Source organism: Myxococcus sp. AM009, assembly GCF_013372605.1.
In the GTDB taxonomy this organism is placed as follows: domain Bacteria; phylum Myxococcota; class Myxococcia; order Myxococcales; family Myxococcaceae; genus Myxococcus; species Myxococcus vastator.
The window spans coordinates 1-22,792 of the sequence record NZ_JABXEP010000014.1; the positions used below are offsets into that span (position 1 = coordinate 1).

General features: G+C 69.6%; 20 protein-coding genes. 9 read left to right on the forward strand and 11 right to left on the reverse strand.

The window, feature by feature from the left end:
• The 5 genes from HV824_RS05660 to polA all read left to right on the forward strand — a co-directional run.
• Nucleotides 1-308, forward strand: a 308-nt coding sequence (locus HV824_RS05660; protein WP_368738025.1) for a prepilin peptidase, incomplete at its 5' end; no start/stop codon positions are given.
• A gap of 35 nt (nt 309-343) precedes the next feature.
• Entirely contained in the window at nt 344-1,792 is a 1,449-nt protein-coding gene (locus tag HV824_RS05665) for a type II and III secretion system protein family protein (RefSeq protein ID WP_163785805.1), read from the forward strand.
• A 163-nt stretch (nt 1,793-1,955) separates the two neighbouring features.
• The gene (locus HV824_RS05670; protein ID WP_176419615.1) at nt 1,956-3,737 is read left to right on the forward strand and encodes an ATPase, T2SS/T4P/T4SS family; all 1,782 of its coding nucleotides are present in this window, start codon (nt 1,956-1,958) and stop codon (nt 3,735-3,737) included.
• A gap of 7 nt (nt 3,738-3,744) precedes the next feature.
• On the forward strand, nt 3,745-5,973 hold the full coding sequence (locus tag HV824_RS05675) for an FHA domain-containing protein (protein WP_176422843.1): 2,229 nt from the start codon (nt 3,745-3,747) through the stop codon (nt 5,971-5,973).
• Between the two features lie 45 nt (nt 5,974-6,018).
• A complete protein-coding gene (gene polA, locus HV824_RS05680; protein ID WP_176422844.1) occupies nt 6,019-8,745 on the forward strand; it encodes a DNA polymerase I in 2,727 nt (908 codons plus the stop codon).
• A gap of 330 nt (nt 8,746-9,075) precedes the next feature.
• Here the strand turns inward: polA and HV824_RS05685 are convergent, their stop codons facing one another.
• From HV824_RS05685 to HV824_RS05700, 4 genes are all read right to left on the reverse strand, one after another.
• Complete coding sequence (locus HV824_RS05685; RefSeq protein WP_140790842.1) at nt 9,076-9,618, reverse strand: hypothetical protein; 543 nt, start codon at nt 9,616-9,618, stop codon at nt 9,076-9,078.
• A 163-nt stretch (nt 9,619-9,781) separates the two neighbouring features.
• Complete coding sequence (locus HV824_RS05690; RefSeq protein WP_176418407.1) at nt 9,782-10,981, reverse strand: peptidase MA family metallohydrolase; 1,200 nt, start codon at nt 10,979-10,981, stop codon at nt 9,782-9,784.
• Nucleotides 10,982-11,058: 77 nt separating this feature from the next.
• Nucleotides 11,059-11,586, reverse strand: a complete 528-nt coding sequence (locus HV824_RS05695) for a DivIVA domain-containing protein (protein ID WP_163787238.1) — start codon at nt 11,584-11,586, stop codon at nt 11,059-11,061.
• A 105-nt stretch (nt 11,587-11,691) separates the two neighbouring features.
• Nucleotides 11,692-12,213 (reverse strand): HEAT repeat domain-containing protein, encoded by a 522-nt coding sequence (locus HV824_RS05700; protein WP_176418406.1) that lies wholly within the window; start codon nt 12,211-12,213, stop codon nt 11,692-11,694.
• A 103-nt stretch (nt 12,214-12,316) separates the two neighbouring features.
• Here HV824_RS05700 and HV824_RS05705 point away from each other — a divergent pair, with 103 nt between their 5' ends.
• A complete protein-coding gene (locus HV824_RS05705) occupies nt 12,317-12,826 on the forward strand; it encodes a J domain-containing protein (protein WP_176418405.1) in 510 nt (169 codons plus the stop codon).
• On the opposite strand, the gene HV824_RS05710 is transcribed toward HV824_RS05705, so the two are convergent.
• Together HV824_RS05710 and HV824_RS05715 are read right to left on the reverse strand one after the other, a co-directional pair.
• Nucleotides 12,760-13,752 (reverse strand): stage II sporulation protein M, encoded by a 993-nt coding sequence (locus tag HV824_RS05710; protein WP_176418404.1) that lies wholly within the window; start codon nt 13,750-13,752, stop codon nt 12,760-12,762. The genes HV824_RS05705 and HV824_RS05710 overlap by 67 nt on opposite strands.
• Nucleotide 13,753: 1 nt before the next feature.
• The gene (locus tag HV824_RS05715; RefSeq protein WP_176422845.1) at nt 13,754-14,518 is read right to left on the reverse strand and encodes an RDD family protein; all 765 of its coding nucleotides are present in this window, start codon (nt 14,516-14,518) and stop codon (nt 13,754-13,756) included.
• A gap of 527 nt (nt 14,519-15,045) precedes the next feature.
• Between HV824_RS05715 and HV824_RS05720 the strand changes: the two genes are divergently transcribed.
• Entirely contained in the window at nt 15,046-15,735 is a 690-nt protein-coding gene (locus HV824_RS05720; RefSeq protein ID WP_002640682.1) for a response regulator transcription factor, read from the forward strand.
• Nucleotides 15,736-15,829: 94 nt separating this feature from the next.
• On the opposite strand, the gene HV824_RS05725 is transcribed toward HV824_RS05720, so the two are convergent.
• Entirely contained in the window at nt 15,830-16,045 is a 216-nt protein-coding gene (locus HV824_RS05725) for an MbtH family protein (RefSeq protein WP_176418402.1), read from the reverse strand.
• A 111-nt stretch (nt 16,046-16,156) separates the two neighbouring features.
• Here HV824_RS05725 and HV824_RS05730 point away from each other — a divergent pair, with 111 nt between their 5' ends.
• The gene (locus tag HV824_RS05730) at nt 16,157-17,167 is read left to right on the forward strand and encodes a DUF4105 domain-containing protein (protein WP_176422846.1); all 1,011 of its coding nucleotides are present in this window, start codon (nt 16,157-16,159) and stop codon (nt 17,165-17,167) included.
• Between the two features lie 13 nt (nt 17,168-17,180).
• Here the strand turns inward: HV824_RS05730 and HV824_RS05735 are convergent, their stop codons facing one another.
• The 3 genes from HV824_RS05735 to HV824_RS05745 form a co-directional block, all read right to left on the reverse strand.
• Nucleotides 17,181-17,900: a hypothetical protein gene (locus HV824_RS05735; RefSeq protein ID WP_176422847.1), complete on the reverse strand. Its 720-nt coding sequence runs from the start codon at nt 17,898-17,900 to the stop codon at nt 17,181-17,183.
• An 89-nt stretch (nt 17,901-17,989) separates the two neighbouring features.
• Nucleotides 17,990-18,946, reverse strand: a complete 957-nt coding sequence (locus HV824_RS05740) for a ketopantoate reductase family protein (RefSeq protein ID WP_176418399.1) — start codon at nt 18,944-18,946, stop codon at nt 17,990-17,992.
• A 148-nt stretch (nt 18,947-19,094) separates the two neighbouring features.
• On the reverse strand, nt 19,095-20,417 hold the full coding sequence (locus HV824_RS05745; protein ID WP_176422848.1) for a styrene monooxygenase/indole monooxygenase family protein: 1,323 nt from the start codon (nt 20,415-20,417) through the stop codon (nt 19,095-19,097).
• 212 nt (nt 20,418-20,629) lie between these two features.
• Between HV824_RS05745 and HV824_RS05750 the strand changes: the two genes are divergently transcribed.
• Entirely contained in the window at nt 20,630-21,622 is a 993-nt protein-coding gene (locus tag HV824_RS05750) for a hypothetical protein (RefSeq protein WP_255207794.1), read from the forward strand.
• 10 nt (nt 21,623-21,632) lie between these two features.
• Here HV824_RS05750 and HV824_RS05755 read toward each other — a convergent pair whose 3' ends face one another.
• Entirely contained in the window at nt 21,633-22,724 is a 1,092-nt protein-coding gene (locus HV824_RS05755) for a D-TA family PLP-dependent enzyme (RefSeq protein ID WP_176422865.1), read from the reverse strand.
• Between the last annotated feature and the right edge of the window lie 68 nt (nt 22,725-22,792).

The window sequence follows — 22,792 nt, forward strand, 5'->3', positions numbered from 1 at the left end:
TTCGTGGGCGGATGGGGTGGGGCGACGTGAAGTTGATGGGAGGGGTCGGAGCCGTGCTGGGCTTCCCGGCGGTGCTCGCGGCCGCGGCCTTCATCTCACTGGTGGGAGCGCTTCAGGCGGTGGTGACACTGCTCTGGCAAGGCGCGGTTTGGGACACGCTGGCGGCAGTGGTGCGCCGGTGGGCGGTGCGGGTGCGTTTGGCCAGCGCGGACGCGCAGCCGGCGCCCCAGCGCCACATCCCCTATGGAGTAGCCATCGCGCTCGGCACCGTTTGGGCGCTGTGGTGGCAGCACGGAACGTTGGGTTAGCTCGGACTTCTGGAAGAGAAGAGGGGACACGGACGATGTTCACACGCATCACGCATGCCGCGGCGCTAGGCGCCCTCATCGCACTGGTGGCGGGCGGCAGCGCCCTGGCGCAGGATGGCACCACCGTCAGCCTCGGCGTGGGTTCCCAGAAGGTGATCACCATTCCGGGCCTCAGCCGCGTGGCGCTCGGTGATCCGAGCGTCGCCGAGGTGAAGACGCTCGGCTCCGGCCAGCTGCTCATCACCGGTCAGGCTGAAGGCAAGACGACGCTGCTCGTCTGGAAGTCCTCGGGCCAGCGCGTGAGCTACCTGGTGGCGGTGCGCAAGCAGGACCCCAACGAGGTCATCTCCGAGATCCGGCGCCTGCTGGGGGAGATTGAAGGCGTCTCCGTCCGCATGGTGGGTGATCGCATCTACCTGGACGGTCAGGCCTACACCACGCAGGACGCCGACCGCATCGAGCAGGTGGTGGGCCTCTACCCGAACGTGAAGTCGTTCGTGAAGATCGCCCCCAACGCCAAGAAGCTGGTGGCCCAGAACCTCAACGCGGCCTTCCAGAAGGCGGGCCTGAAGAACGTCCAGGCCAACGTGGTGGGCGCCACCATCTTCCTGGAGGGCTCGGTGGAGAGTCAGCAGGACCTCCAGAAGGCGGAGCTCATCACCAAGGCCATCGGTGAGAAGGTGGAGAACCTCCTCGTCGTCGGCATCAAGCGGATGATCCTCTCCGAGGTCCAGTTCGTCGAGATCCGCCGCAACAGCCGCGACCGGTACGGCATCCGCTACCCGACCGACATCACCGGTACGGCGACGGCCATCGCCAACATCTCCCAGGAGCTCTTCCCGGGCACCTTCGGCTCGGGCGTTTCGACGCTCGCGCTCAACGCGGGCGCGGACTTCTCCTTCGGCTTCCAGGGCAACGACGGTTACGGCCGCCTGCTCGCGCAGCCCAAGCTGGTGTGCGCCAGCGGTGAGAAGGCGGAGTTCCTCGCCGGCGGCGAGGTCCCCATCCCGCTCATCACGAACAACCAGTTCACGGTGGAGTTCAAGAAGTACGGCGTCATCCTGAACCTGCGCCCCACCGCGGACCGCAACGGCAACATCCAGACGGAGATTGAAGCGGAGGCCTCCGAAATCGACACCTCCGTGGCGGTGTCCTTCGGTGGTTCGGCCTCCATCCCCGGCTTCCGGACCCGCAAGGTGAAGACGAACGTCACCGTGCGCCACGGGGAGACCATCGTCCTGTCCGGCGTGTTCAGCCACGACGAGCAGAAGTCCGTGTCGAAGCTCCCCGGCCTGGGTCACATCCCGATTATCGGTGAGCTCTTCAAGAGCCGCGGTTTCGACTCCACCAAGCGCGAGCTGGTCATCTTCGTCACCCCGCGCATCGTCAACCCGGACTCCGACAAGGTCCGGACCATCATCGAGGACGTGAAGAGCCGCTACAAGCAGGCCCGGTCCGAGGTGAACTTCAACATCTTCGACTGAGGTGGGCGCCCCGGGCGCCGCCTGAGACGGGCCTTTGGGGCCCACGGCACGGGTCGGCTTCTTCCCTTCCAGGGGCGGTTGCCGGCCCGTCGCCTTGCGGGCAAGCATGCAACCCGGTTCTCACGCTTTGAGGACGAGGGGGGGCTTGCTAGCATCCGTCCCCATGTTTCTCATCACCCTCGCGGAAAAGGGCGGCGGGACCGAGCAGCGCGAGTATCACAAGAATGAAGTCACCATCGGCCGTCTGCCGGGCAATGACATCATCCTCGCGAAGGGCAACGTCTCCAAGTACCACTCGCGAATCGTTGCCAAGGACGGGAAGTTCATCATCGTGGACATGAAGTCCACGAATGGCACGTTCGTGAACGGCAAGAAGATTGCCGCGCCCCAGGTTCTCAAGCCGACCGACCAGGTCTACATCGGCGACTACATCCTCAACGTCGAGGCGCTCGCGGACGAGGGCCCGGTGATGACCCGGGCAGGGCAGCCCGAAGAGGAGTACTACGACGAGCAGGGCGAGGAGCCCTACGAGGACGAGGAAGGGGCTTACGACGAAGAAGAGCCCTATGAGGAGGAAGAAGAACCGCCTCCCGCGCCCGCGCCCAAGGGAATGCCGGCGTCGCTGGCGTCCGCCCTGGCGAAGAACAAGCGCAAGGTGGACCCGCGCCAGGAGCGCTACACCCGGCTCCAGAAGGAGATCCACGACCGGCTCATCGAGTACCTCGACCTGCGCCGCATGGACATGGACCGGCTCGGCGACGACGAGCTGTGGCGCCGCACCGAGAAGGCCATCCGCGACATCATCGACCAGATGGAAGCGGACGGAGAGCTCCCGGAGGACGTGGACCGCGAGGAGCTGCTCACCGACGTCATCAACGAGGCGCTGGGGCTCGGGCCCCTCGAGGCGTTCCTCGCGTCGGATGACATCAGTGAGATCATGGTGAACCACGCGAACCAGATCTACATCGAGCGCAAGGGCAAGCTGACCCTGTCGGAGAAGACGTTCTCCTCCAACCAGGCGGTGCTCGGCGTCATCGAGCGCATCGTGGCGCCCATCGGCCGCCGCATCGACGAGTCCAGCCCGCTGGTGGACGCGCGCCTCAAGGACGGCAGCCGCGTCAACGCCATCATCCCGCCGCTGGCGCTGAAGGGGCCCTGCATCACCATCCGCAAGTTCAAGAAGGACTCGCTGAAGATCTCGGACCTCATCAAGTACAAGACTGTCACGGCGCAGATGGCCGAGTTCCTGGAGATGTGCGTGAAGGCCCGGCGCAACATCGTCATCTCCGGCGGCACCGGCTCCGGGAAGACGACGACGCTGAACATCATCAGCTCCTTCATCCCGGAGGAGGAGCGCATCGTCACCGTGGAGGACGCCGCCGAGCTGCAGCTGCCGCAGGACCACTGGGTGCAGCTGGAGAGCCGGCCGCCCAACCTGGAAGGCAAGGGCGCCATCACCATCCGCGAGCTGGTGAAGAATTGCCTGCGCATGCGGCCCGACCGCATCGTCGTGGGCGAGTGCCGCTCCGGTGAGACGCTGGACATGCTCCAGGCCATGAACACCGGCCACGACGGTTCGCTCACCACGCTCCATGCGAACACGCCGCGTGACGCCATCGCCCGCTTGGAGACGATGGTGCTCATGTCCGGCATGGACCTGCCGGTGAAGGCCATCCGTGAGCAGATCGCCAGCGCGGTGCACATGATCGTGCAGCAGACGCGCTTCTCCGACGGGACGCGGAAGATCTGCTACATCACCGAAGTGTCCGGCATGGAGGTCGACATCGTGACCCTCCAGGACATCTTCTATTTCAAGCAGGATGGCTTCACGGAGGACCACAAGGTCCGTGGCCGCTACGTCGCTTCGGGCTTCGTGCCGAAGTTCTACGACGAGCTGCAGCGTAAGGGCATCCCCGTCAACATGAGCATCTTCCGCGAGGACTGACGCGCCCATGGCCACCCTGGTCGTCCGTCACCCTGACGGCACTGAGAACGAATTCGCCATCGCGGGCGAGCTGAAGATTGGCCGCCAGCAGGGCAGTGACATCCTCATCACCGAAGGGGGCGTGTCGCGGACGCATGCGCGCGTCTTCGACGAAGGCGGCACCGTCTTCATCGAGGACGTGGGCAGCGCCAACGGCACGTTCGTGGACGGCCAACGCATCATGGCGCCCACGGCCCTGACGCCGCAGTCGGAGGTCCTCCTCGGGGACTACGTGCTGCGGCTCAAGGCGGCCGCCGCGCGGGGCTCGGGTGCCCGCCGCGCGGCGAAGCCCGCGGCGGGAGGCGATGAGGCCATGCCGGTGGGCGGCGAGGGCGGCGGTGCACGCGCCACCCGGGCCATGCCCAGCATCAAGAAGGGCCCGGGCGCGGCGAAGGGCGCGCCCGGCGCCGCGCTGGCGAAGCGGCCCGCGCGGCCGGCTCGTCCCGCCCCGGGTGGCGGCGCACGGCCGCCGCCGGCGGGGGGCCCGGTGCTTCGCGGCATGGTCGGTCCGTGGGCCGGCCAGACGTATCCGCTCAAGGGCAAGGTGCTCGTGGGGCGGCAGCCGCCCGCCGGCATCATGCTGGATGACGACTCGGTGAGCCGCCGCCACGCGGAGCTGGAAGCGACCAGCGCGGGCGTGACGGTGCGGGACCTGGGCAGCGCCAACGGGACGCTGCTCAACGGCGAGCCGTTGGACCAGACGCCGGTGCCGCTCGAGCCGGGGGATCAGCTCCAGTTCGGCGTGGTGGAGATGTCCTTTGAGCCCGAACCGTCCGCGGTGCCCGTGCGCCGGGGCGCGGCGGGCGCGGCGCGAGGGGGCGCGGACGAGGATCCCGCCGCCAGACGCAAGAAGCTCATCATGGTGGCGGCGGGGTTGGTGGGCGTGCTGCTGATGGTGGGCATGGTGTCGTCCATCCTGAACCCCACGCCTGTGGATGTTCAGGGGCCGGGCGCGGGCGCGCAGATGGATCCGACGCAGAAGATCCAGGAGCTGCTGAGCGAGTGCCGCTCCTACGCGTCCAGCGAGCTGGGCGCCCCGAACTGGGAGAAGGCCAACGAGATCTGCACCCAGGCGCTGGACCTGGACCCCATCCACGCGGAAGCGAACACGCTCATCCGGCGCATCAAGCTGGAGCAGGAAGCCTTCGAGCACTACTCGCAGGGCGAGCGGCTCTTGCAGCGCCTCAAGCCGGAAGAGGCCCTGGAGTCGTTCCGGAAGATTCAGAAGGAGAGCGAGTACTTCCGCCGCGCCCGCTCCAAGGCCCGCGAGGCCGCCGAGTCGGTGACGAAGCGCGCGCTGGATGACTGCAAGCGGTACCTGGGCAACTCGCAGTGGAGCGCCGCCGTGTCTCGGTGTGAGGTGTACATGTCGGTGTGGTGCCAGTCGAAGACGCGCGAGGATCTGCAGCCGCCGCTGGGCTTCACGCTGAAGCTGCTGGGCCGGCTGCGCCGCGACGAGTGGCGGCCCAAGGATCCCCTGTTCGTGAAGTTCCTCATCGCGCGCCAGAAGATGGATGCCAACGCGGCGCCCTGGGAGTGCCCGGTGGCGGAGGTGCTGGCCGGAGACGAGCGGGTCGTGGACCCGCGCACCTTCGTCATGGAGGCGGCGAAGAAGCGCTTCCCCAACAAGCTGATGCAGGCCGCGCTCCTGGACTACTGGGGGGGCCGTGGCAGCGAGGCGCTGGCCACCATGCAGAAGCTGCGCGCCAACTACGAGTCCGCGCAGTACCACGCCGAGGCGGACGAGCTGATGAAGGTCATGTCCACCGTGGATCAGCTCTTCAAGGCGGGCCAGAGCTACCTGGCCGCCGAGGATCCGGAGAAGGCCGCGGAGCCCTTCCGCGAGGCGCTGGCCATGGACAAGGCGGTGATGATGGAGCTGGCCGAGTCCAAGCCGTCCTTCTACCGGCGCAACATCCTCCAGGACATCGCGGAGAAGTCGTACCTGCGCGGCAAGCAATGGGCCGACCGCGAGGACCGCCGCCGCGCCTGCCGCGTGTGGAAGCTGGGCTTCAGCTTCTACGCGGGCAATCCGAACCTGAACAAGGCCGCGGCCTTCTGCTCCTCGCGGGCCCTGGAGGCCTTCCGTGCCGCGGAGGGCTGCGGCGACATGGCGGTGGCGCTGGACTACGCCGTCAAGGGCGACGGCGTGGAGGAGATGGTCATCGCGAAGCAGGCGGAGCTGGGCTGCAAGTAGCACGCGCCGTGGACAGGGCCGGGCGGGCGCGCTAGGCACGGGGGCATGGCCGACACCAGCCCTTCGCGCCCCGCGCCCACCCTGGTCCTCATCGACGCGTCCGGCTTCATCTTCCGCGCCTACCACGCCATCCCCCCGCTCACGACGAGCAAGGGCGTGCAGACCAACGCGGTGCTGGGCTTCACGCGCATGGTGCTCAAGGCCCTGCGCGAGCTGAAGCCCACGCACGTGGCGCTCGCCTTCGACAAGGAGAGCCGCACCGAGCGCCAGAAGATTGATCCCTCCTACAAGGCGAACCGCGAGGGGCCCCCGGAGGACCTCGTTCCCCAGTTCGCCCTCATCCGCCGCGTGGTGGAAGCCATCAACGTGCCCGTGCTGGAGGTGGCCGGCTGGGAGGCCGACGACGTCATCGGCACCCTGGCCGTGAAGGCGAAGGAGGAGGGCTTCTGCGTCCAGGTCGTCACCGGCGACAAGGACTTCGTGCAGATTGTCGACGACGACGTGCGCCTGTACGACCCGATGAAGGACGTGCACACGCTGCCCGCGGACGTGAAGGCGCGGCTGGGCATCGACCCGGGGCAGATGCGGGACTACCTGGCCCTCATCGGCGACGCGGTGGACAACGTCCCCAAGGTGCCGGGCATCGGCCCGAAGACGGCCACCGAGCTCATCCAGCAGTTCGGTGACGTGGAGACGCTGCTCTCGCGCCTGGATGAGGTGAAGAAGCCGAAGATTCGCGAGAATATCGCCTCGCACCGCGAGAGCCTCCTGCGCGCCAAGGTGCTCGTCACCTTCAAGACGGACCTGGCGCTGGACGTGCGCATGGCGGACCTGGCCCGCCGGCCGGTGGACGCGCAGCGCTCGCGCGAGCTGTTCACCGAGCTGGAGTTCTTCGCCCTCCTCAAGGAGCTGCCCCAGCAGGACGGTGTCTCCGGGGCGCCCGAGGACGTGAAGGAGAAGCCCGCGCCGCTGACGGTGACGCCGCGGCTGGTGGGCGAGGACGCGGCGCTCACCTGGCTTGCCGGCGCCGTGCGTGAAGCGGGCGCCGTCACCCTGATTCCCGCCTATGAGGGCTCGCCCTTCGCCGCGAAGCTGGTGGGCCTGGGCGTGGCGCTGCCGGACGGACAGACGGCGTATGTGCCGCTGCGGCACGCGCAGCTCGGCGTCACCCAGGTGCGCCCGGAGGCCTTCACCGCGGCCTTCCGCGAGGTGCTGGAGGACGCGGCGGTGAAGAAGGGCGGGCACGACCTCAAGGCGCTCAGCCTGACGCTGGCCAACGACGGCATCACCCTGCACGGCGCGCACGACGACGTGGAGCTGCTCAGCTACCTGCTCAACCCGTCCCGTCGCGAGCACGCGCTGGTGGACCTGTCGCGCGAGCGGCTGAACACGGAGCTTCCGCCCCTGCCGCCCGCCGCGGAGGGCAAGCGCGGGAAGAAGGACCGCGCGCTGGCGGACCACACGGTGGAGGAGGTGGCCACCGGCTTCGCCATCCGCGCCGAGGCCGCGCGCCGGCTGGCCCCCGAGCTGTGGAAGGAGCTGGAGGCGGCGAAGCTGGCGGAGCTGGCCCGGGACATGGAGCTGCCGCTGTTGCCGCTGCTCGCGCAGATGGAGCGCCGGGGCGTGCTGCTGGACACCGCCGAGCTGTCGCGCACCTCCGTGAAGGTGGACGCCGCCGTCGAGGCGCAGGTGAAGGAGGTCTACCGACACGCGGGCCGCGAGTTCAACATCGGCTCCAACCCGCAGCTGGTCGACGTGCTCTTCAACGAGCTGAAGCTGCCCATCATCAAGAAGGGCAAGACGGGCCCCTCCGCGGACCAGGAGGTGCTGGAGAAGCTGTCCGAGGAGCACCCGCTGCCGGGCGCCATCATCGAGTACCGCGGCCTGTCCAAGCTGAAGAGCACCTACCTGGACACGCTGCCCACGCTGGTGGCGGCGGACGGGCGCATCCACACCACCTACCACCAGGCGGCCACCGCCACCGGGCGCCTGTCCTCCACCGACCCGAACCTCCAGAACATCCCCGTGCGCACCGAGCTGGGCCGGGAGATTCGCCGCGCCTTCGTGGCCGCGGAGGGACACCAACTGGTGAGCGCGGACTACAGCCAGGTGGAGCTGCGGCTGCTGGCGCACATCGCGCAAGACGCGGTGCTCATCGAGGCCTTCCTCCATGACGAGGACATCCACACCCGCACCGCGGCCGAGGTGTTCGGCGTGGCCAGGGAGCAGGTGGACCGCGAGCAGCGGCGCGTCGCGAAGATGGTGAACTTCGGCATCGCCTACGGCCTGTCACCGCACGGCCTGGCCGCGCGGCTCGGCATCGCCCAGGACGTGGCCCGCGACATCATCGAGCGCTATTTCACGCGCTACGCGGGCATCAAGCGCTACCTGGAAGAGACGGTGGAGCGCGCGCGCAAGACGGGCTACGTGGAGACGCTCTACGGCCGCCGCCGCTACATGGCGGACCTGAACTCGAAGAATCGCGGCGTGGCGCAGGCCGCCGAGCGCGCCGCCATCAACATGCCCATCCAGGGCACCGCCGCGGACCTCATCAAGAAGGCCATGCTGGCGGTGGACGCGGCGCTGACGGCCCAGAAGCTGCGCACGCGGATGCTGCTGCAGGTCCATGACGAGCTCCTCTTCGAGGCGCCCGACGCGGAGGTGGAGCAGGTGAAGGCGCTGGCGGTGAAGGCCATGTCCTCGGTGGCCGAGCTGAAGGTGCCGCTCAAGGTGGACGTGGGCGCGGGGCGCAGCTGGGCGGACGCGCACTGAGGCGCGGGCGGGGCGGCGTGGAAAAAACACGGGGGGAGCGCCCACCCCCGTAGGCGCCCCTCCCGCATGCTCCACCCACGGCCCCCACAGCCGCTGCTGCACTCCCTGCGACAAATGCGCCGACCCGTCCGACCGGCGAGTCGCGTGGACCCCCATCCACGCGTCTTGCCAGCGGCTCGCGGTGCGCGCTCACCACTCCCCAGCGGGAGCACGCCTTCCCACAAAGCGCGCCATGGGCCCCCACCCAGGCACACTCCCTCCCGCCGGTCTCGGACGCGCCCGTCTTCCGGGCACGTCAAGTCGAACGGGCCGGCCAACCCCTACACGCCCTCAGTGCATCGCCGTACGTCCATCTCCCGTGTCCGGGGACACGCGCCGCGTCCGGGAAGGACGCTCGAAGTACTCGACGACCAGCCCACCGAAGGGCACCCGCGGGCCATCGGCTCGCGGGTCCTTCATCCGTTGGAGGAGCGCCACCGCGGAGTCCACGGCTTCGTCCACGGCGCGGTTGATGCGCTCGCGCTCCCAATCCCCGCCACCGAGCACCTCGGAGGCATCCACCAGGCAGCGCCGCAGCGCCGCGAATTCGTCATAGAGCGAGCGGGCGCCCCGGTGCGCCGACAAGCGCAGCACCGCGCGCGTGCGGCTCCAGGGGCTGGACTCCTCGCCCGCCAGCGTCCGGCCCAGCTCGCGGATGAAGGGCTCCACCAGGTTGTCCAACTGGGTGGGCGCGCCCTGCGACGCGTCCGAATCGGGCGCCGCCAGCACCATCCGCCGCCACAGCGCGGAGATTCGATCCGGCTGCTGACGGAAGAACCGCGCCAGCACGGCTGCCTTACGTCCACGCTCGCTCATGTCCAGTGCCTTCCGCATCGCGTACGGAGGCCAAAGCAATCCGTCGGCCAACGCCCCTGGGATACGTCTTCCCAGTGAAATCAGCCATTTGCCTTGAAGGGATGGGGAGGCAGCGGAGCAGGGCGCCTGTAGAAACTACAGCCCCCGCCCTGTAGCCCTGGCAGGACGGAAAGGGCGGCGCTCAGTGGAGGGTGGGCTTCGGCGGCCGGCCATGGGGGTCGTCCTCGTCGTCCAGCTCACCCGGAAGGTCGCTGACGGCGCGGTCCGCGGGCGCCTCGCCGTCCTGGGCCTCCAGGTGGGCATCCGTGCCCTGCGAGCCCGCGGGCCAGTCCGGCCAGGTGGAGTCCCCGGCGCTCACGGCGGTGCCCTGGGCCTGGGCCTGCGCGGCCTGGGCGGCCAGCAGGCGCAGCGCGGCGTCCTCCGCGGCATCCTGGGCGGCCATCTCCGCCAGCTTCGCGGCCCGCTGCTGGCGGCGGCGGGCGTAGGCGGCCACGCAGAGGAAGGACGCGCCCAGCCAGACGAGCGCGGAGCTGGTGGTGAGCGGGAGCCAGCCGTAGCGCGCGGCCAGGCCTTCACGCCAGTCCGTCTCCTCCACCAGCAGGGAGGTGCGGAAGGCCTTGCCGAAGGCCGTCTCGAAGGGCTCGCCGCGCGCCACGCCGTCCACCAGCGCGGCCATGGCCTGGGGGCCGAACTTCGCCGACAGGTGCGCGACGAAGGCGGCGCTCTGCGCGTAGGCGATCTCCACGTCCGACGGCACGTCCGGCCAGGCCCTGTCGAGGTGCTCGAAGTGGAAGACGCGCTCCTGGGTGACGGCCCGGAAGAGGGCGGAGTAGTGCGTCAGGGAGTAGCGCTCCCCGGTGACGTACTGCGCAACGCCTTCCTGGAACCAGCGGGGCCACGACGGGGCCAGCTGTCCCAGGGCCACGTGGGCCAGCTCGTGCCGGAGCGTCTGCTGGCCCTCCGGCTCGTGGAGGCTGCGCGCGTCCAGCAGGATGATCTGGTGGGCGGGGTAGGCCAGCGCCACGGCCCAGCCCGGGGGCTTGCCGCCGGGCAGCGCCAGGGCCTCGAACTCCGCGCGGCCCACGCCCAGGCGAACCTCGGTGACGCCCGGCCAGTCCTTGCCGAGGATGGTGCCGAACCTGTCCCGCACGCCTTCAATCTGCCGGGACAGCTCGTGCGCGGCCGCGGTGGCGGCGGCGGTGTGGAGGATGCGGAAGCGCTCCGTCGTCACCTCCCCGCTGACCTGGGGCGGACGCGTCCGGGGCACCAGCGCGGCGTCATTCACCACGTCATGGGCGTGGGTGCCATGAGGGCCGCCCGGCTCCTGGGCCCAGGCCCCGGAGGCGGCGAGCAGCAGGAGCAGGACAGGCAGGTGGCGCATGTGCGGCGGCCTCACGTTCCCACTGACATAACAGCCTCGCCCCAGGTTGCCGCAACCTCACCGCGCGGCGCGGCGCGTCAGGAGTCGCCGTTGGCCTTCTTCTGGGACAGGTAGGCCACGTTGTCCTCGACGCGCGCGTAGTCGCGGTCCGCGAACGTGGGGCTCTTGAAGGTCTCCAGCAGCTTCTGGTGGGCCTCCAACACGGAGCGGACCTGCGACTCGAACTGGGTGCGCTGGCGCTTCAGCTCGTTGATGTCCTCCACCACCTGCACCAGCCGCTGGTGGGCGCCGTGGACAATCTTCTCCGCCTGGTGCTCGGCGTCCGCGATGATGATTTCCGCTTCCTTCTTCGCGGCGTCCTTCAGGTCCTCGCTGATGCGCTGGGCGGTGACCATGGTCTCCTGGAGGGTGCGCTCCCGTTCCTGGTGTTGCTCCACCTTGAACTGGGTGCGCTTCACTTCCTCCTTGAGCGCGATGTTCTCCTTCACCACCTCCTCGAATTCACCGGCGATGAGCTCGAGGTAGGCCTCCACCTCACGGCGAGAGAAGCCGCGCAGGGCCGTTTCGAACCGCTTCTGCCGGATGTCGAGCGGAGTGATTTTCATGACGCCGCAGTGTAGCCCAGGGGCGTCACATCTCCAGGAATCAGCCCTTGACCTGGGCGCCGGCGCTGGCGGGTGGTGCCCGCATGGCTGCCCGGCGGGCGGGCGTCAGCGGCGCGGCGCGTCCCACTGAGACACGACGGCGCGCGCGGCGCTCTGCACCCCCGCGGTGAGCCGCGAGTCCACGGCGGCGTCCTGGACGGCCCGGCGCGCGGTGGGCGTGCGCTGGAAGACGAGCCCGTTGAGCGCCTGGATTTTCAGCGCGTCCGGCAGCCGGGGGTGGCGCACCACGTTGGCGAGGAGCTCCTCCGCCCGGGGGTGCTGGAACAGCGTGACGGCCCGCAGCGCCGCCTGTTGGATGCGAGGGTTGGGGTCCCACAGGAGCGTGGCCAGCGCATCCAGGGCGCGGGCGTCCCCCAGCAGCGCCAGGTCTTCAATGGCGATGGCGCGAATCTCCGCCGGCGCCGGCCGCACCGCCCCCAGGAGGCCCCGCAGGAGCGCGGCGTCGTCCGTCGCGGGCGCCGGGGCGGCCTCCGCAGGGGGCGTGGGCGCCGGACCCGAAAGGGCCACCGGGGCCTGGGCGCGGGCGGTGGCTGCGAGGAGCAGGCCAGCGAGAAGCAGGGGACGCATGGAGGCCCTTCTAACCCGAGGCGGAGCGATTTTCTTGACGCGATCTCCCATCGTGGGAGCTTCCCCGCTGCTACATGCGTGTTGCAAACGGGAGCAAGGTTCGATGAACGCGGCGGCAGCGAACTGGCAGACACTGGAAAACGTCGATGTGGAGTGCACCCACTGCGGCATCCGGATGACCCAGCAACCGGGGACCCGGGTCCGCTACTTCCGGTGCTCCGGGTGCCACCGCTGGGTGTCCAGCGTGTACTCCGACGTCTTCCGGGCGGACGCGAAGGTGCGCACGCACCCGGTGAAGGACACCGGCGCCCAGGACGAGCAGTTCATCGAGGTCAAGGACCGGCTGGACAAGTGGCTGTCCGCGCTGGAAGAGCAGGACCCCTACCGGCTGCTGGGTGTGTCGCCGCTGGACTCGGCCGACACGGTCCGCGCGCGCTACCACGCGCTGGCCATGGAGCAGCACCCGGACCGCGGCGGCTCCGCGGAGAAGATGCGCGAGCTGAACGCGGCCTATGAGCGCATCCTCCGTCACCGCCAGCGCAAGCGTCAGGAGGCGCTGTCGGCCGGCGCGCCCGTGGCCTCGGCGACGGTCCTCCCCGCGCGCAGCAGGTAGGCCCAGAAGAGCGCCCCCAGGAGCAGGCCCAGCCCCGCCTTCAGCCAGGTGGGGAACAAGTCCCCTGGGGAGACGTAGCCCTCCACCACGCCGATGAGGGCGAGGAAGGGCGCGCAGCCCAGCACCAGCTTCACCGCTTCCCGCCCGCGCGCCGCCAGCGCCTGTCCCCGGGGCAGCTCCCCCGGGTCGATGAGCGCCTGGCCCACCATCAGCCCCGCCCCGCCGGCGATGACCAGGATGGACAGCTCCACCGGGCCGTGCGCGGCGATGAAGTCCAGCAGGCCTCCCAGCATGCCCTCGCGGGCGCACAGCGCGCTGATGGCGCCGATATGCACCCCGTTGTTCACCAGCAGGAACAGCGTGCCCAGGCCGCCGGTGAGGCCCAGGGCGAAGGTGACAATGGTGACGGTGAGGTTGTTGGTGGCGATGCCGGACGCCACCGAGTTGGGCGGCGCCACCGACAGGATGTCATCCGTCCACATGCGGCCCTGGGCCACGTAGTGGCGCACGCCGGAGGGCACCAGCAGCTCGGCGCCCCGGGGCTCCCACAGCACCACCAGGGCGCCCAGCAGGATGCCCAGGAGGAACACCACGGCGCTGGCGCCCACGAAGCCGCGCTCGCGGCGCAAGGTGGCGGGGAACTCGCGGCGGAAGAAGTCCCGCACCGCGGGCCAGCGCTCACGCGGCGGCTGGTAGATGGACGCGTAGGCCTGGCCACACAGCTGGTTGAGGAAGCGGTGGACATCCGTGTCGGCGTAGAACGTCTGCGCGTGCGCAAGATCGGCGGACGCGCGGCGGTACAGCGTGTCCAGCGTGCGCAGCTCGCCCAGCTTCAGCGCGCCGGAGCGCTGCTTCGCCAGCAGGGCCTGGAGCGCATCCCAGTCCGCGCGGCGTTGGGCCACGTAGGCGGGCAGGGGCGTGGCCATGTCAGCGCTCCCCCTGGACGCGGTCCCGCAGGAAGGCCTCGGTGCGCTCCGCGGACGCCAGCACCGCCGCGCGCGCCTCCGCGTCCTCGGGCCCCACGCGCTCCACCAGCCGCGCGCCCAGCCGCTGCCGCACCTCCGGCGCCAGCCTGGGCGCGCGTGAGAGGAAGGACAGCACCAGCTCCACGTCCTCCGGCGACAGGGGCCTCGCGCCCGTGCCCTGTGGCGCTCGCTCGGACGTGGCCGGAGCGGCGGTGTACTTGTCCAGGTCGATGCGCTCCTCGCGCACCAGCAGCGTGCCGGCCAGCAGGTCTCCCAGGCGCCGGTGCTGGCGGGTGAGGAGCATGCTGACGCAGGCGGCGGCGTACAGCATGGGCAGGAAGTCCACCGCGCGGCAGAGGTTGCGCACCGCGCTCTCGTAGACGCCCACGGGCGAGCCGTCCATGCGCACCACCCGGATGCCCAGCACCCGCTTGCCTGGCGTCTGGCCGTGGAAGAAGACCTCGCTCACCGTCCAGTACAGCCACTGCGTGGCGAAGACGCCCACCACCAGCAACGTCTGCCCCACGCCCGACAGCGCCTGGAAGGCGCCCAGCACGTCCGACACCAGCAGCGTGAAGACGAAGTAGGCCACCAGCCAGAAGAAGAACAGCAGGCTCGCGTCCACCAGCCACGCGAGGCACCGGTAGCCAATGCCCGCGACGGGGAGCGTGAGCGCGACGCGCTCGGGGGTGGCGACGTCGAGATGGGGAGTCAGAGCGGAGCGCATGCGGGAGCGGCAGCATACACGTCTGCCTTCCTCCCACGCCGCCTATGTCGCACCCTCTTTTCTGCTTGGACTTGCGGGATATTCAGGTCCCAGGCGCGTGTGTCACGGTCGACAGTCAGCGCGGTGCGGGAGGGGGCTTTCATTGACTTGTGGACGCCAGGGCGTGTCCGGCGGCGGACAGCGATGACGAACCAACGGATGAAACCCCCGTAATGGGCTCTGATTCATGCACACTGGACACTCCCGTTAGGGCTGGTTCGCGTCTGCGCTTCCCCGGTGATAGGGTTTCCGCGTTGGACCATGAACCTGGGCCGAAGGAGGTGCGGCCCGCAGGGACGTCAGGAGTAGCTGAAAGTCAAAAACAGTCAGGAGTCGAGTCGTACATCGGTAGGTCGACTCCGGAGTGGCTCAGCGGACACGCTCGTTCTTCCCTGTCATGCAACCCACTGGCCCAGGTGGTACCGGAGCCGGCTGTGGTCAGTTGTCTGTTCATGCAGTTTTCGCCATGACGGCTGGGGGGCCTTCGCATGGCAACCAATCAAGCAGCGATTCGTGTATCAATTCTCGAAGGACCGTGGGCGGCCTGGCAGGGCCTGGCCGACGGGCTCCGTGGTGAAGGCGTGCAGATCTCCTCGGTGACGAGAGACGTGCGCCTGTTCCTCGACAGCCTGGGGACAGACCCGCCGCAGGTCGCGGTGATGGACGTGGAGGGTGACAGCGAGGCAGCCGTGGGTTGCTCCGTCACGGAAGGCATCAACCTCCTGCGGGAGGCGCGCAAGCGCCGGCTGGAGGTGAGGATGCTGCTGCTCTCCGCGGTGAGCACCCCGGAAATCATCTCGCAGTGCTTCGACGAGGGTGCCTCCGGCTACCTGTTCCGCGCGGGGCTGGGCACGACGGCGGTGGCGTCCGCCATCAACTCCCTGGTCCGAGGCGAGCGGCTGTTCCCGGTGCAGCTCCTGAGGAACGACTTCGAGCATCCACCGGTGACGTCACCCACCGCGAGCGTGCTGCTGGCGCTCACGCAGCGGGAGCGCGAGGTGCTGGCGTATGTCGCGGGCGGCGCGGACAACCTGAAGATCGCCGCGCACCTGCAGATCGCCGAGCGCACCGTGAAGTCCCACGTCACGCAGCTCTACCGGAAGCTGGGCGCGGAGAACCGCACGCAGCTGGCGCTGAGGGCGTGCCACCTGGGCGTCCGGCCGCCGCCGGACCTCTAGGCGTCGCTGCCGGTTCCGCTCATGCAGCACGCCCCCCGGACCCTGGCGCCGTTGCCAGGGTTCGCGAGGGGCGTGCGCACGGGCGGTGCCGTGACTACGACTTCAGCTCTTCCATCTTCTTGCGGAGGCTCAGCGGACGCATGTCCGTCCAGACCTCCTTGATGTACTCCAGGCACTCGGCCTTGAGTCCCTGCTTGCCTGCGTCCTTCCAGCCGAGCGCATTCTCGCGGTCGGCCGGCCAGATGGAGTACTGCTCCTCGTGGTTCACCACGACCTTGTAGATGGTCGTGTCCTCTCGCTCATCCGCCATTGATGTCTCTCCTGGAACGGGCCGCATTCTGGCCACAATCCAGGAAAAAGGGTCAAGCCACGGGAGGCGTGGGTGCGGTCGGCGTCTGAAGCCCGCATATACTCGCCGGCCATGCAAAGTGTCTTCCGTGTCATCACCGCGCTGGTGTTCGCGCTGGGCGTCACCTGGGCCGCCCTGGCCCTGGCGCTGACGGGGGCGGGCCCCCAGGGCGCGAACGGGCTCAGGGCGCTGGGGGCGGCGGTGCTCGCGGCGGGCGCGGTGGTGGCCTGGCGGCGCCATTCACGGTGGGCCGCCGTGTCCGTCATCGGCGTCGGGTGTGTGTCCATCTGGGGGTGGACCCAGACGGTGCGGCCCGCGACGCAGGCGGACTGGGCGCCGGACCTGGCGCGCTCCGCCCGGGCGGTGGTGGAGGGCCCCCGGGTGACGTTGCATGACGTCCGGGACTTCCGCTACCGCACCCCGTCGGACTGGGATGCGTCGTGGTACTCGGCCACGTATGACACGCGTGAGCTCACGGGGGCGTGGTTCATCGTGGAGCCCTTCTCCGGTGTCTGGGGCGCGGCCCACACCATGGTGAGCTTCGGCTTCGCGGATGGGCGCTACCTCGTCTTCTCCGTGGAGGTCCGCCGCGAGAAGGGGGAGACGTTCTCCGCGCTGGGCGGCCTGTTCCGCCAGTTCGAGCTCACCTACGTCGTGGGGGATGAGCGAGACCTGGTGCAGCTGCGCTCCAACCACCGCAAGGATGACGTCTACCTCTACCCGGTGGATGCGTCGAAGGAGCGCATCGTCAGCTTCTTCCTCGACATGGTGGCGCGGATGAACGCGCTGCACGAGAAGCCGGAGTTCTACGACACGCTCACCAACAACTGCACCACCAACCTGGTGCGGCACCTGGAGAAGGTGAGCCAGAGCCAGGTGCCCTACGACCACCGCACCTTGCTGCCGGCGTTCTCGGACGCCCTGGCGTATGAGCTGGAGCTCATCGACCGGGACGCGCCGCTGGAGCAGGTGCGCAAGCGCCACCACATCAACGCGCGCGCGCAGGCGGCGGACGGGCGCCCGGACTTCTCGCGGCGCATCCGCGAGCCGCTGGCCGCCACCACCACCGACACCGTGCCGTGACACGCCAGGCCCCCTACGGGGCGTGGCGCGCCTTCAGGTGCGTGTCGTAGTGCTGTTGCAGCGAGGCGAAGTAGCCGCGCTCCTCCCAGAGCGCGGCGATGAGGCGCTCCGTCAAGGTCTTCACCTCGGCGCTCTCGCCCGGCTCGGGCGTGCGGGGGCCGGGGGCGCCGGAGCTGAAGAAGGCGCGGGTGGCCTCGGCCATGAGCAGGCGGCTGCCCGCGAAGAGCCGGCGCAGAGCCTGGTTGACGGGGCGCGGGTCCAGCTCCGAGCAGGCGGCGACGATGGCGTCGTGGAGCTTTCCGGGCAGCGGGCCCTCCAGGTCCTCGGGCCTCAGGTCGCCACGCTCCAGGGCATGGTTGAGCAGGTAGCCGTGATGCAGCGCTGACGACGCCACGTCCACGCAGTCCTTCACCCACAAGACGAAGAAGAGCTTGCGGAACACCTTGCGCACCGGGAAGAGCGCCAGGGCCTTCAGGGATCTCATCAGGCGCCCGCCCGCCGTCCGGCCGAGGTGGGAGCCGGCGAGGACCTCCACCGCCCGGGCCGGCCTGGGGAGGCCGTGCTCGGAGAGGAGGGTGAGGACCATGCTCTCGCGGGCCTGCCGGAGTGCGTAGTCATCCAGGAAGGGAACGGGGATGAGCGGCGTCAGGCCGGACACGACGGCGAGAAAGGCCACGCGGCCCAAAACGGGGGGCAGCTCGTTCTCGGGGGGACGGGGCTTCGGCTCGGTCATATGACGCTCATATGCCCATCCGGCCCGGCGATTGCGCGGGCCCTGAAGGCGGGGAGGGTGTTGGCTGTCCTCCAGCCGGGCGTCGTGGCTCAGGCCTTCCGTTCCCCCTGGGCGTGCGGCATCAGCAGGACATAGAGGGTGCTCATCACCGGCGTGGGGACGCCCCGCGCGCGGCCCCGGCGCACGACCGCGCCCTGGAGGTATTCGACCTCCAGCGGCTTGCCGTTCTCCAGGTCGCCCAGCATGGACGGCCGCATGTGGGCGGGCAGCTCGTCCATGTACCGCACCAGCGCGTCCGGCGTGCGGGTGGTGGTGACGCCCTCCGCGGCGGCGACGCTGAGCACCTCGGCGGCGGCCTGCCGGAACACCTCGCGGAAGGCCGGACTGTCCCGGAGGGCGCCCACGGGCAGCCGGGACGCGGTGCTGAAGGCGGACATGCAGCCCAGGAAGGAGAGCTTGTCCCAGAGGGCGCCGCGCGCGTCCGGCACTGCGTCCACGGTGACGCCGGAGCTGGCCAGCGCGTCCCTCAGGGCCTGGGCCCGGGCGGAGACGCGCGAGGTGTCTCCGAACACTTCGCCCAGCACGACGCGGTGGTTCGTGCCCGCCTGGGTGATGACGCCCGGCTCGCTGATGGCGGCGGAGATGTACGTGGTGCCGCCCAGCACGGCGGCCTCGCCCACGGCGGCGGCCACCTCCAATGGGCTGTCCACGCCGTTCTGCAAGGTGAGCACGAAGGGCGGCGTTTCGTCCGGCGCCGGTGTGCCTCGCGCGGAGAGCAGCGTCTTCACCGCGGGGAGCACGGACGCGACGTCATAGTTCTTCACCGCGAGGACCACGACGTCCACGGGACCGAAGCGCTGGACGTCGTCGTCGGCCTTGACGGCGACGGTGAAGGCTCCGTCAGCGCCGTGGATGGTGAGCCCGTGTTCCCGCATGGCGCGCAGATGTGCTCCGCGCGCGAGGAACGTCACGTCATGCCCGGCGCGGACCAGCTTCGCGCCGAAGAACCCACCGACGCCTCCAGAGCCCAAGATGGCGAATCGCATGGCGCGGAAGATAACCGCGCGTCCCCAGCGGGGCAGGGCTGAATCACGCGCACGCCTCGCATCAACAAGCCAGACCGCTGTGTTGGAGCACAGTCGCGCGACGAGGAGGCCTGCTCGCGTCGCCTCGTCGCGACGACTTCAACGGTGCTCAGCGGGTCAGCGACACAGGGGCCTTTGGCTCCTCGGGAGGCGGGTGCCACGCCAGGGGGCTGGACGGCGGCGCGGCCTCGCGGGCGAGGGGACGGTGCCGCGCGATGAACGCCGCGGTGCTCTCCGGGCTGGCACATGCGGAGAGGATGAGCTCGGGCGTCACGAAGGCGGTGGCGATGGCATCCGCGACCCGGACGTCCTTGCTTCCCGCCGCCAGCAGCTCAATCACGTGCGGAGGCGGCGGCTGCAGCAGCGCGTTGGTCCAATGCGTCGCCGGCGCGGTGGCGGCCCACGAACCGGCTTCGGCCTCGCGACAGAAGGCCGCGTCGAAGGGCCGGTTCTCCGCCAGCGCGGTGACGATGTGCTCCGCCAGCGCGAACGCGGAGGCGGACCCCGCGTTGGCGCCCTGGCCCGCGACGGGGTCGTTCGTCACATGCGTGTCGCCCACCGCCAGGACGAAGCGGCCACCCGGAAGAGGCGCCCAGCCCTGGCGCACCGTCGGCGTGAAGGAACCCTGGAGGTAGTCGAGTGGCCCGAGCACGCCGAAGCTCGCCGGGTCCACGCGCTCGTAGGTGGCGGGGGCGAAGCGGCGCAGGAAGCCCATCAGCATCGCCTCGAAGGCGCGCGGGTCTTCGTCGTAGCGCTGCGTGCTGAGCCGGGACAGCTCGCTGCCGGGCAGCGCCTCGATGAGCACGCTGGGCACGCGCCCGTTCGCGGTGACGACCTGGGACTCGAAGATTTCGCCCTGACCGGGAATCAGGTGGGCGTTCATCCCGATGGGCTCCTGCATCCGCACACCCTTGAGCAGCGCGGCGAAGAGCATGCGCGGCGGCTGCGTGTGTGGCGACAGCTCGGGCACGCGGGGGAACAGGCGCGTGAGGCCATTGCGCCCGGTGGCGACCACCATCAGCGCGTGCTGTCGCGCCAGGCGCTCCAGCACGTCGACGTCCACGGGGAGCACCTCCAGCTTGCCGCCGCGCGCGACGAAGTCGTCCGCGAGGCGCGGCTGGTACTGGCGGTAATCCACGAAGATGGAGGGGGAATCCACGCGGCCCCGGAGGCTGAACGGCTGAGAGCCGCCGTTCACATGGATGCCGATATAGAACATGTCGGCGTTGGGGCCGCTCCAGTGGTCCACGCCCAGGGCGCGCTCGCGCATGCGCGTGGGGGCATGGTGCGCCACCGTGTTGAGCAGACGGGAACCCCGTAGCCTGCTCGGCTCCTGCTCCGTGAAGAGCGTCACGGGCACACCGTGGGACAGCAGCTTCAGACCCAGGTGAAGTCCCGCGGTGCCGGCGCCAACAATTCCAATGCGCTCCATATGACTCTCCTCCGTGCCCCGCGCCGTCATGGCCGTGTCGGGATGGACCCCCCAAGGGTCGGGGTGGTTCCTTAACACAACACAAACGGAGATCTTCAGACGGGACGTACTTGATAGCCGAGAAAAAGAGAGGCGCATTGCGTCATGCCCTGATGGGCAGACGTGGACGTCGGGTTGGGAACAGCAGGCGCAAGGCTTTACAGTGGGGCTCAATGGCCCAGTTCCTCGACGTGGCGTTGAAGGTAGGAGACCTGACCGAGTTCACCGCGGACGCGGTGCTGTTCAAATACGCACAGAGCCTCTATGGCGCGACGGGTCAAGCAGCGCGGCGCCTGGAGCTGGCGGGGGTTCCCTTGGCGCAGCTCACGCTCGCGCCCGGTGCGAGCCGCCTCGTGGAGACGCGGGGGGCCCTGACGGCGCCACTGGCGCTCTTCCTGGGCACTGTTCGTCTGGGAGAGTTCGGCTACCACGAGATTCGCCAGTTCGCGGTGCGTGCGCTGGCGGCGCTGGAGCACCACTCGGGCCTCGCGCATGTCGCGGGCACCGTCCATGGCCCCAACTACGGCTTGGATGAAGACGAGGCCGTGCTCGCCTTCGTGGGCGGGCTCGTTGAAGCCTTCCAACGTGGCGCCGGGCCTCAATCCCTGACGCGCTTCACGGTGGTGGAGCGGGACGCTCGCCGTGCGCAAAGACTTGCCAAGGCCTTCACGCGGGGCTTGAGCGCGACGCCTGGCGTGGAGCCGCTGCCGGAGGGTGGCTTTCGGGTGCGGCGAATGTCAGCCGTGACGCAGGCGCCGTCCCTGGCGACGGCGGGCACTGTGTCCATGGCAAAGCCTCACGCCTTCGTGGCCATGCCTTTCGCGGCCGAACTGGAGGACACGTATCACTACGGCATCCAGGGCCCGGTGAAGGCCGCGGGCATGCTGTGCGAGCGCGTGGACCAGGAGCTGTTCGACGGCCCCATCATCCAGCGCATCCGCGAGCGCATCGAGACGGCGAAGGTGGTGATCGCCGACCTGTCCCTGGCCAATCCGAACGTGTACCTGGAGGTCGGCTATGCGTGGGGGCGCGGGCGGCCCACGCTGTTGCTGGTGCGTGACGTGAACGAGCTGCGCTTCGACGTCGCGTCCTATCGCTGCATCGTCTACCGCAACATCCGTGAGCTGGAGACGCTGCTGTCGAAGGAGCTCCAGCGCATGGAGTGAGCGGCGCGCGTCACCAGCCGCGCGCGGTGATGGCGTGCGTGCCGGCCCAGGTGCCCTGGCGCAGCAGGTGCAACCGGTCGTGCAGGTTGACGGAGGCACAGGCGTGGTTGGGTACCACGCGCACGCGGTCGCCCACGCGCGGCCGCCAGGCGGTGCTGGAGAGGTCGAGCAGGCCGTGCTCCTCAGACAGGCCGCGCACCAGGATGTCCGGCAGGTCGAGCAGGGCGCCGTACACGCCCGTGTCCGTGAAGCCATCCTCCTTGGCCAGGGCCTTGGAGCCCGCGTCGATGACGGCTTGCCCCGGCACCGAGGTACTCACCACCGTGGCCAGCACGGAGTATGCGCATTCGTTCCACGCGCATGCGCCTATCGACACGGAGTTGCGGTCGTTGAAGATGTTGATGCCCGGCCGAATCTCCGTGAGCCCGGTGACTTCGTGCGACCGCCACAGCGTCGGCGTGGAGCCTCCGCTCACCGTAGAGGGCCGCAGCCCCGCGGCAGTCAGCGCCTCCACGTAGGTGGCGAGCCGCGCGGCTTGCTCGCGCATCGCGGGGCCCAGCTCCGCCTGGGGTATGCGCAGGTGTCCGGCGTAGAAGGTAATGCCCCGGTACTCCAGGCCACTGCTGTAAGTCACGGCGAGGGCCAGGGCGACCGCGTCCTCGGGGGATTGGACGCCCACGCGCCGCATGCCCAGGTCCAGCTCCACCAGCACGCCCACGGTGCGGCCGGCCCGACGGGCTTCGCGGCTCAACAGCTCCAGCGCTTCGCCCGAGTCCAGGGCCACGGTGAGCCGGACCTGAGGTGGCAGCCGCATGAGCCGGACGAGCCGCTCCGCTCCCACGGGAGGATAGGCGAGGAGCACGTCGTCGCAGACGGCGGCCATGATCTCGGCTTCGCGCACGGTGGCCACGGTGACGCCCTGGGCTCCGGCGGCGAGCTGAAGCGCGGTCAGCTCCGGCGTCTTGTGCGTCTTCGTGTGCGGTCGCCACCGCAGGCCGTGCTGGCGGGTGTACGCGGCCACTCGCTTCAGGTTGGCGTCCACGCGGTCCAGGTCCACGAGGGCGGCGGGCGTCGTCATCATGTCCAGCGAGGTCACGTCCATGCCTCGCATGGTGGCACCCCGAAGTGCCCGGCTCCAGGGTGTCTGGGGGCGTTCGTCTCGCGTTCGTG

Excerpts from the sequence above, each read along its gene's own strand:
- HV824_RS05665 (WP_163785805.1), top strand. The coding sequence starts at position 344 with ATGTTCACACGCATCACGCATGCCGCGGCGCTAGGCGCCCTCATCGCA.
- HV824_RS05670 (WP_176419615.1), top strand. The coding sequence starts at position 1,956 with ATGTTTCTCATCACCCTCGCGGAAAAGGGCGGCGGGACCGAGCAGCGC.
- HV824_RS05675 (WP_176422843.1), top strand. The coding sequence starts at position 3,745 with ATGGCCACCCTGGTCGTCCGTCACCCTGACGGCACTGAGAACGAATTC.
- polA (WP_176422844.1), top strand. The coding sequence starts at position 6,019 with ATGGCCGACACCAGCCCTTCGCGCCCCGCGCCCACCCTGGTCCTCATC.
- HV824_RS05685 (WP_140790842.1), bottom strand. The coding sequence starts at position 9,618 with ATGCGGAAGGCACTGGACATGAGCGAGCGTGGACGTAAGGCAGCCGTG.
- HV824_RS05690 (WP_176418407.1), bottom strand. The coding sequence starts at position 10,981 with ATGCGCCACCTGCCTGTCCTGCTCCTGCTGCTCGCCGCCTCCGGGGCC.
- HV824_RS05695 (WP_163787238.1), bottom strand. The coding sequence starts at position 11,586 with ATGAAAATCACTCCGCTCGACATCCGGCAGAAGCGGTTCGAAACGGCC.
- HV824_RS05700 (WP_176418406.1), bottom strand. The coding sequence starts at position 12,213 with ATGCGTCCCCTGCTTCTCGCTGGCCTGCTCCTCGCAGCCACCGCCCGC.
- HV824_RS05705 (WP_176418405.1), top strand. The coding sequence starts at position 12,317 with ATGAACGCGGCGGCAGCGAACTGGCAGACACTGGAAAACGTCGATGTG.
- HV824_RS05710 (WP_176418404.1), bottom strand. The coding sequence starts at position 13,752 with ATGGCCACGCCCCTGCCCGCCTACGTGGCCCAACGCCGCGCGGACTGG.
- HV824_RS05715 (WP_176422845.1), bottom strand. The coding sequence starts at position 14,518 with ATGCGCTCCGCTCTGACTCCCCATCTCGACGTCGCCACCCCCGAGCGC.
- HV824_RS05720 (WP_002640682.1), top strand. The coding sequence starts at position 15,046 with ATGGCAACCAATCAAGCAGCGATTCGTGTATCAATTCTCGAAGGACCG.
- HV824_RS05725 (WP_176418402.1), bottom strand. The coding sequence starts at position 16,045 with ATGGCGGATGAGCGAGAGGACACGACCATCTACAAGGTCGTGGTGAAC.
- HV824_RS05730 (WP_176422846.1), top strand. The coding sequence starts at position 16,157 with ATGCAAAGTGTCTTCCGTGTCATCACCGCGCTGGTGTTCGCGCTGGGC.
- HV824_RS05735 (WP_176422847.1), bottom strand. The coding sequence starts at position 17,900 with ATGACCGAGCCGAAGCCCCGTCCCCCCGAGAACGAGCTGCCCCCCGTT.
- HV824_RS05740 (WP_176418399.1), bottom strand. The coding sequence starts at position 18,946 with ATGCGATTCGCCATCTTGGGCTCTGGAGGCGTCGGTGGGTTCTTCGGC.
- HV824_RS05745 (WP_176422848.1), bottom strand. The coding sequence starts at position 20,417 with ATGGAGCGCATTGGAATTGTTGGCGCCGGCACCGCGGGACTTCACCTG.
- HV824_RS05750 (WP_255207794.1), top strand. The coding sequence starts at position 20,630 with ATGGCCCAGTTCCTCGACGTGGCGTTGAAGGTAGGAGACCTGACCGAG.
- HV824_RS05755 (WP_176422865.1), bottom strand. The coding sequence starts at position 22,724 with ATGGACGTGACCTCGCTGGACATGATGACGACGCCCGCCGCCCTCGTG.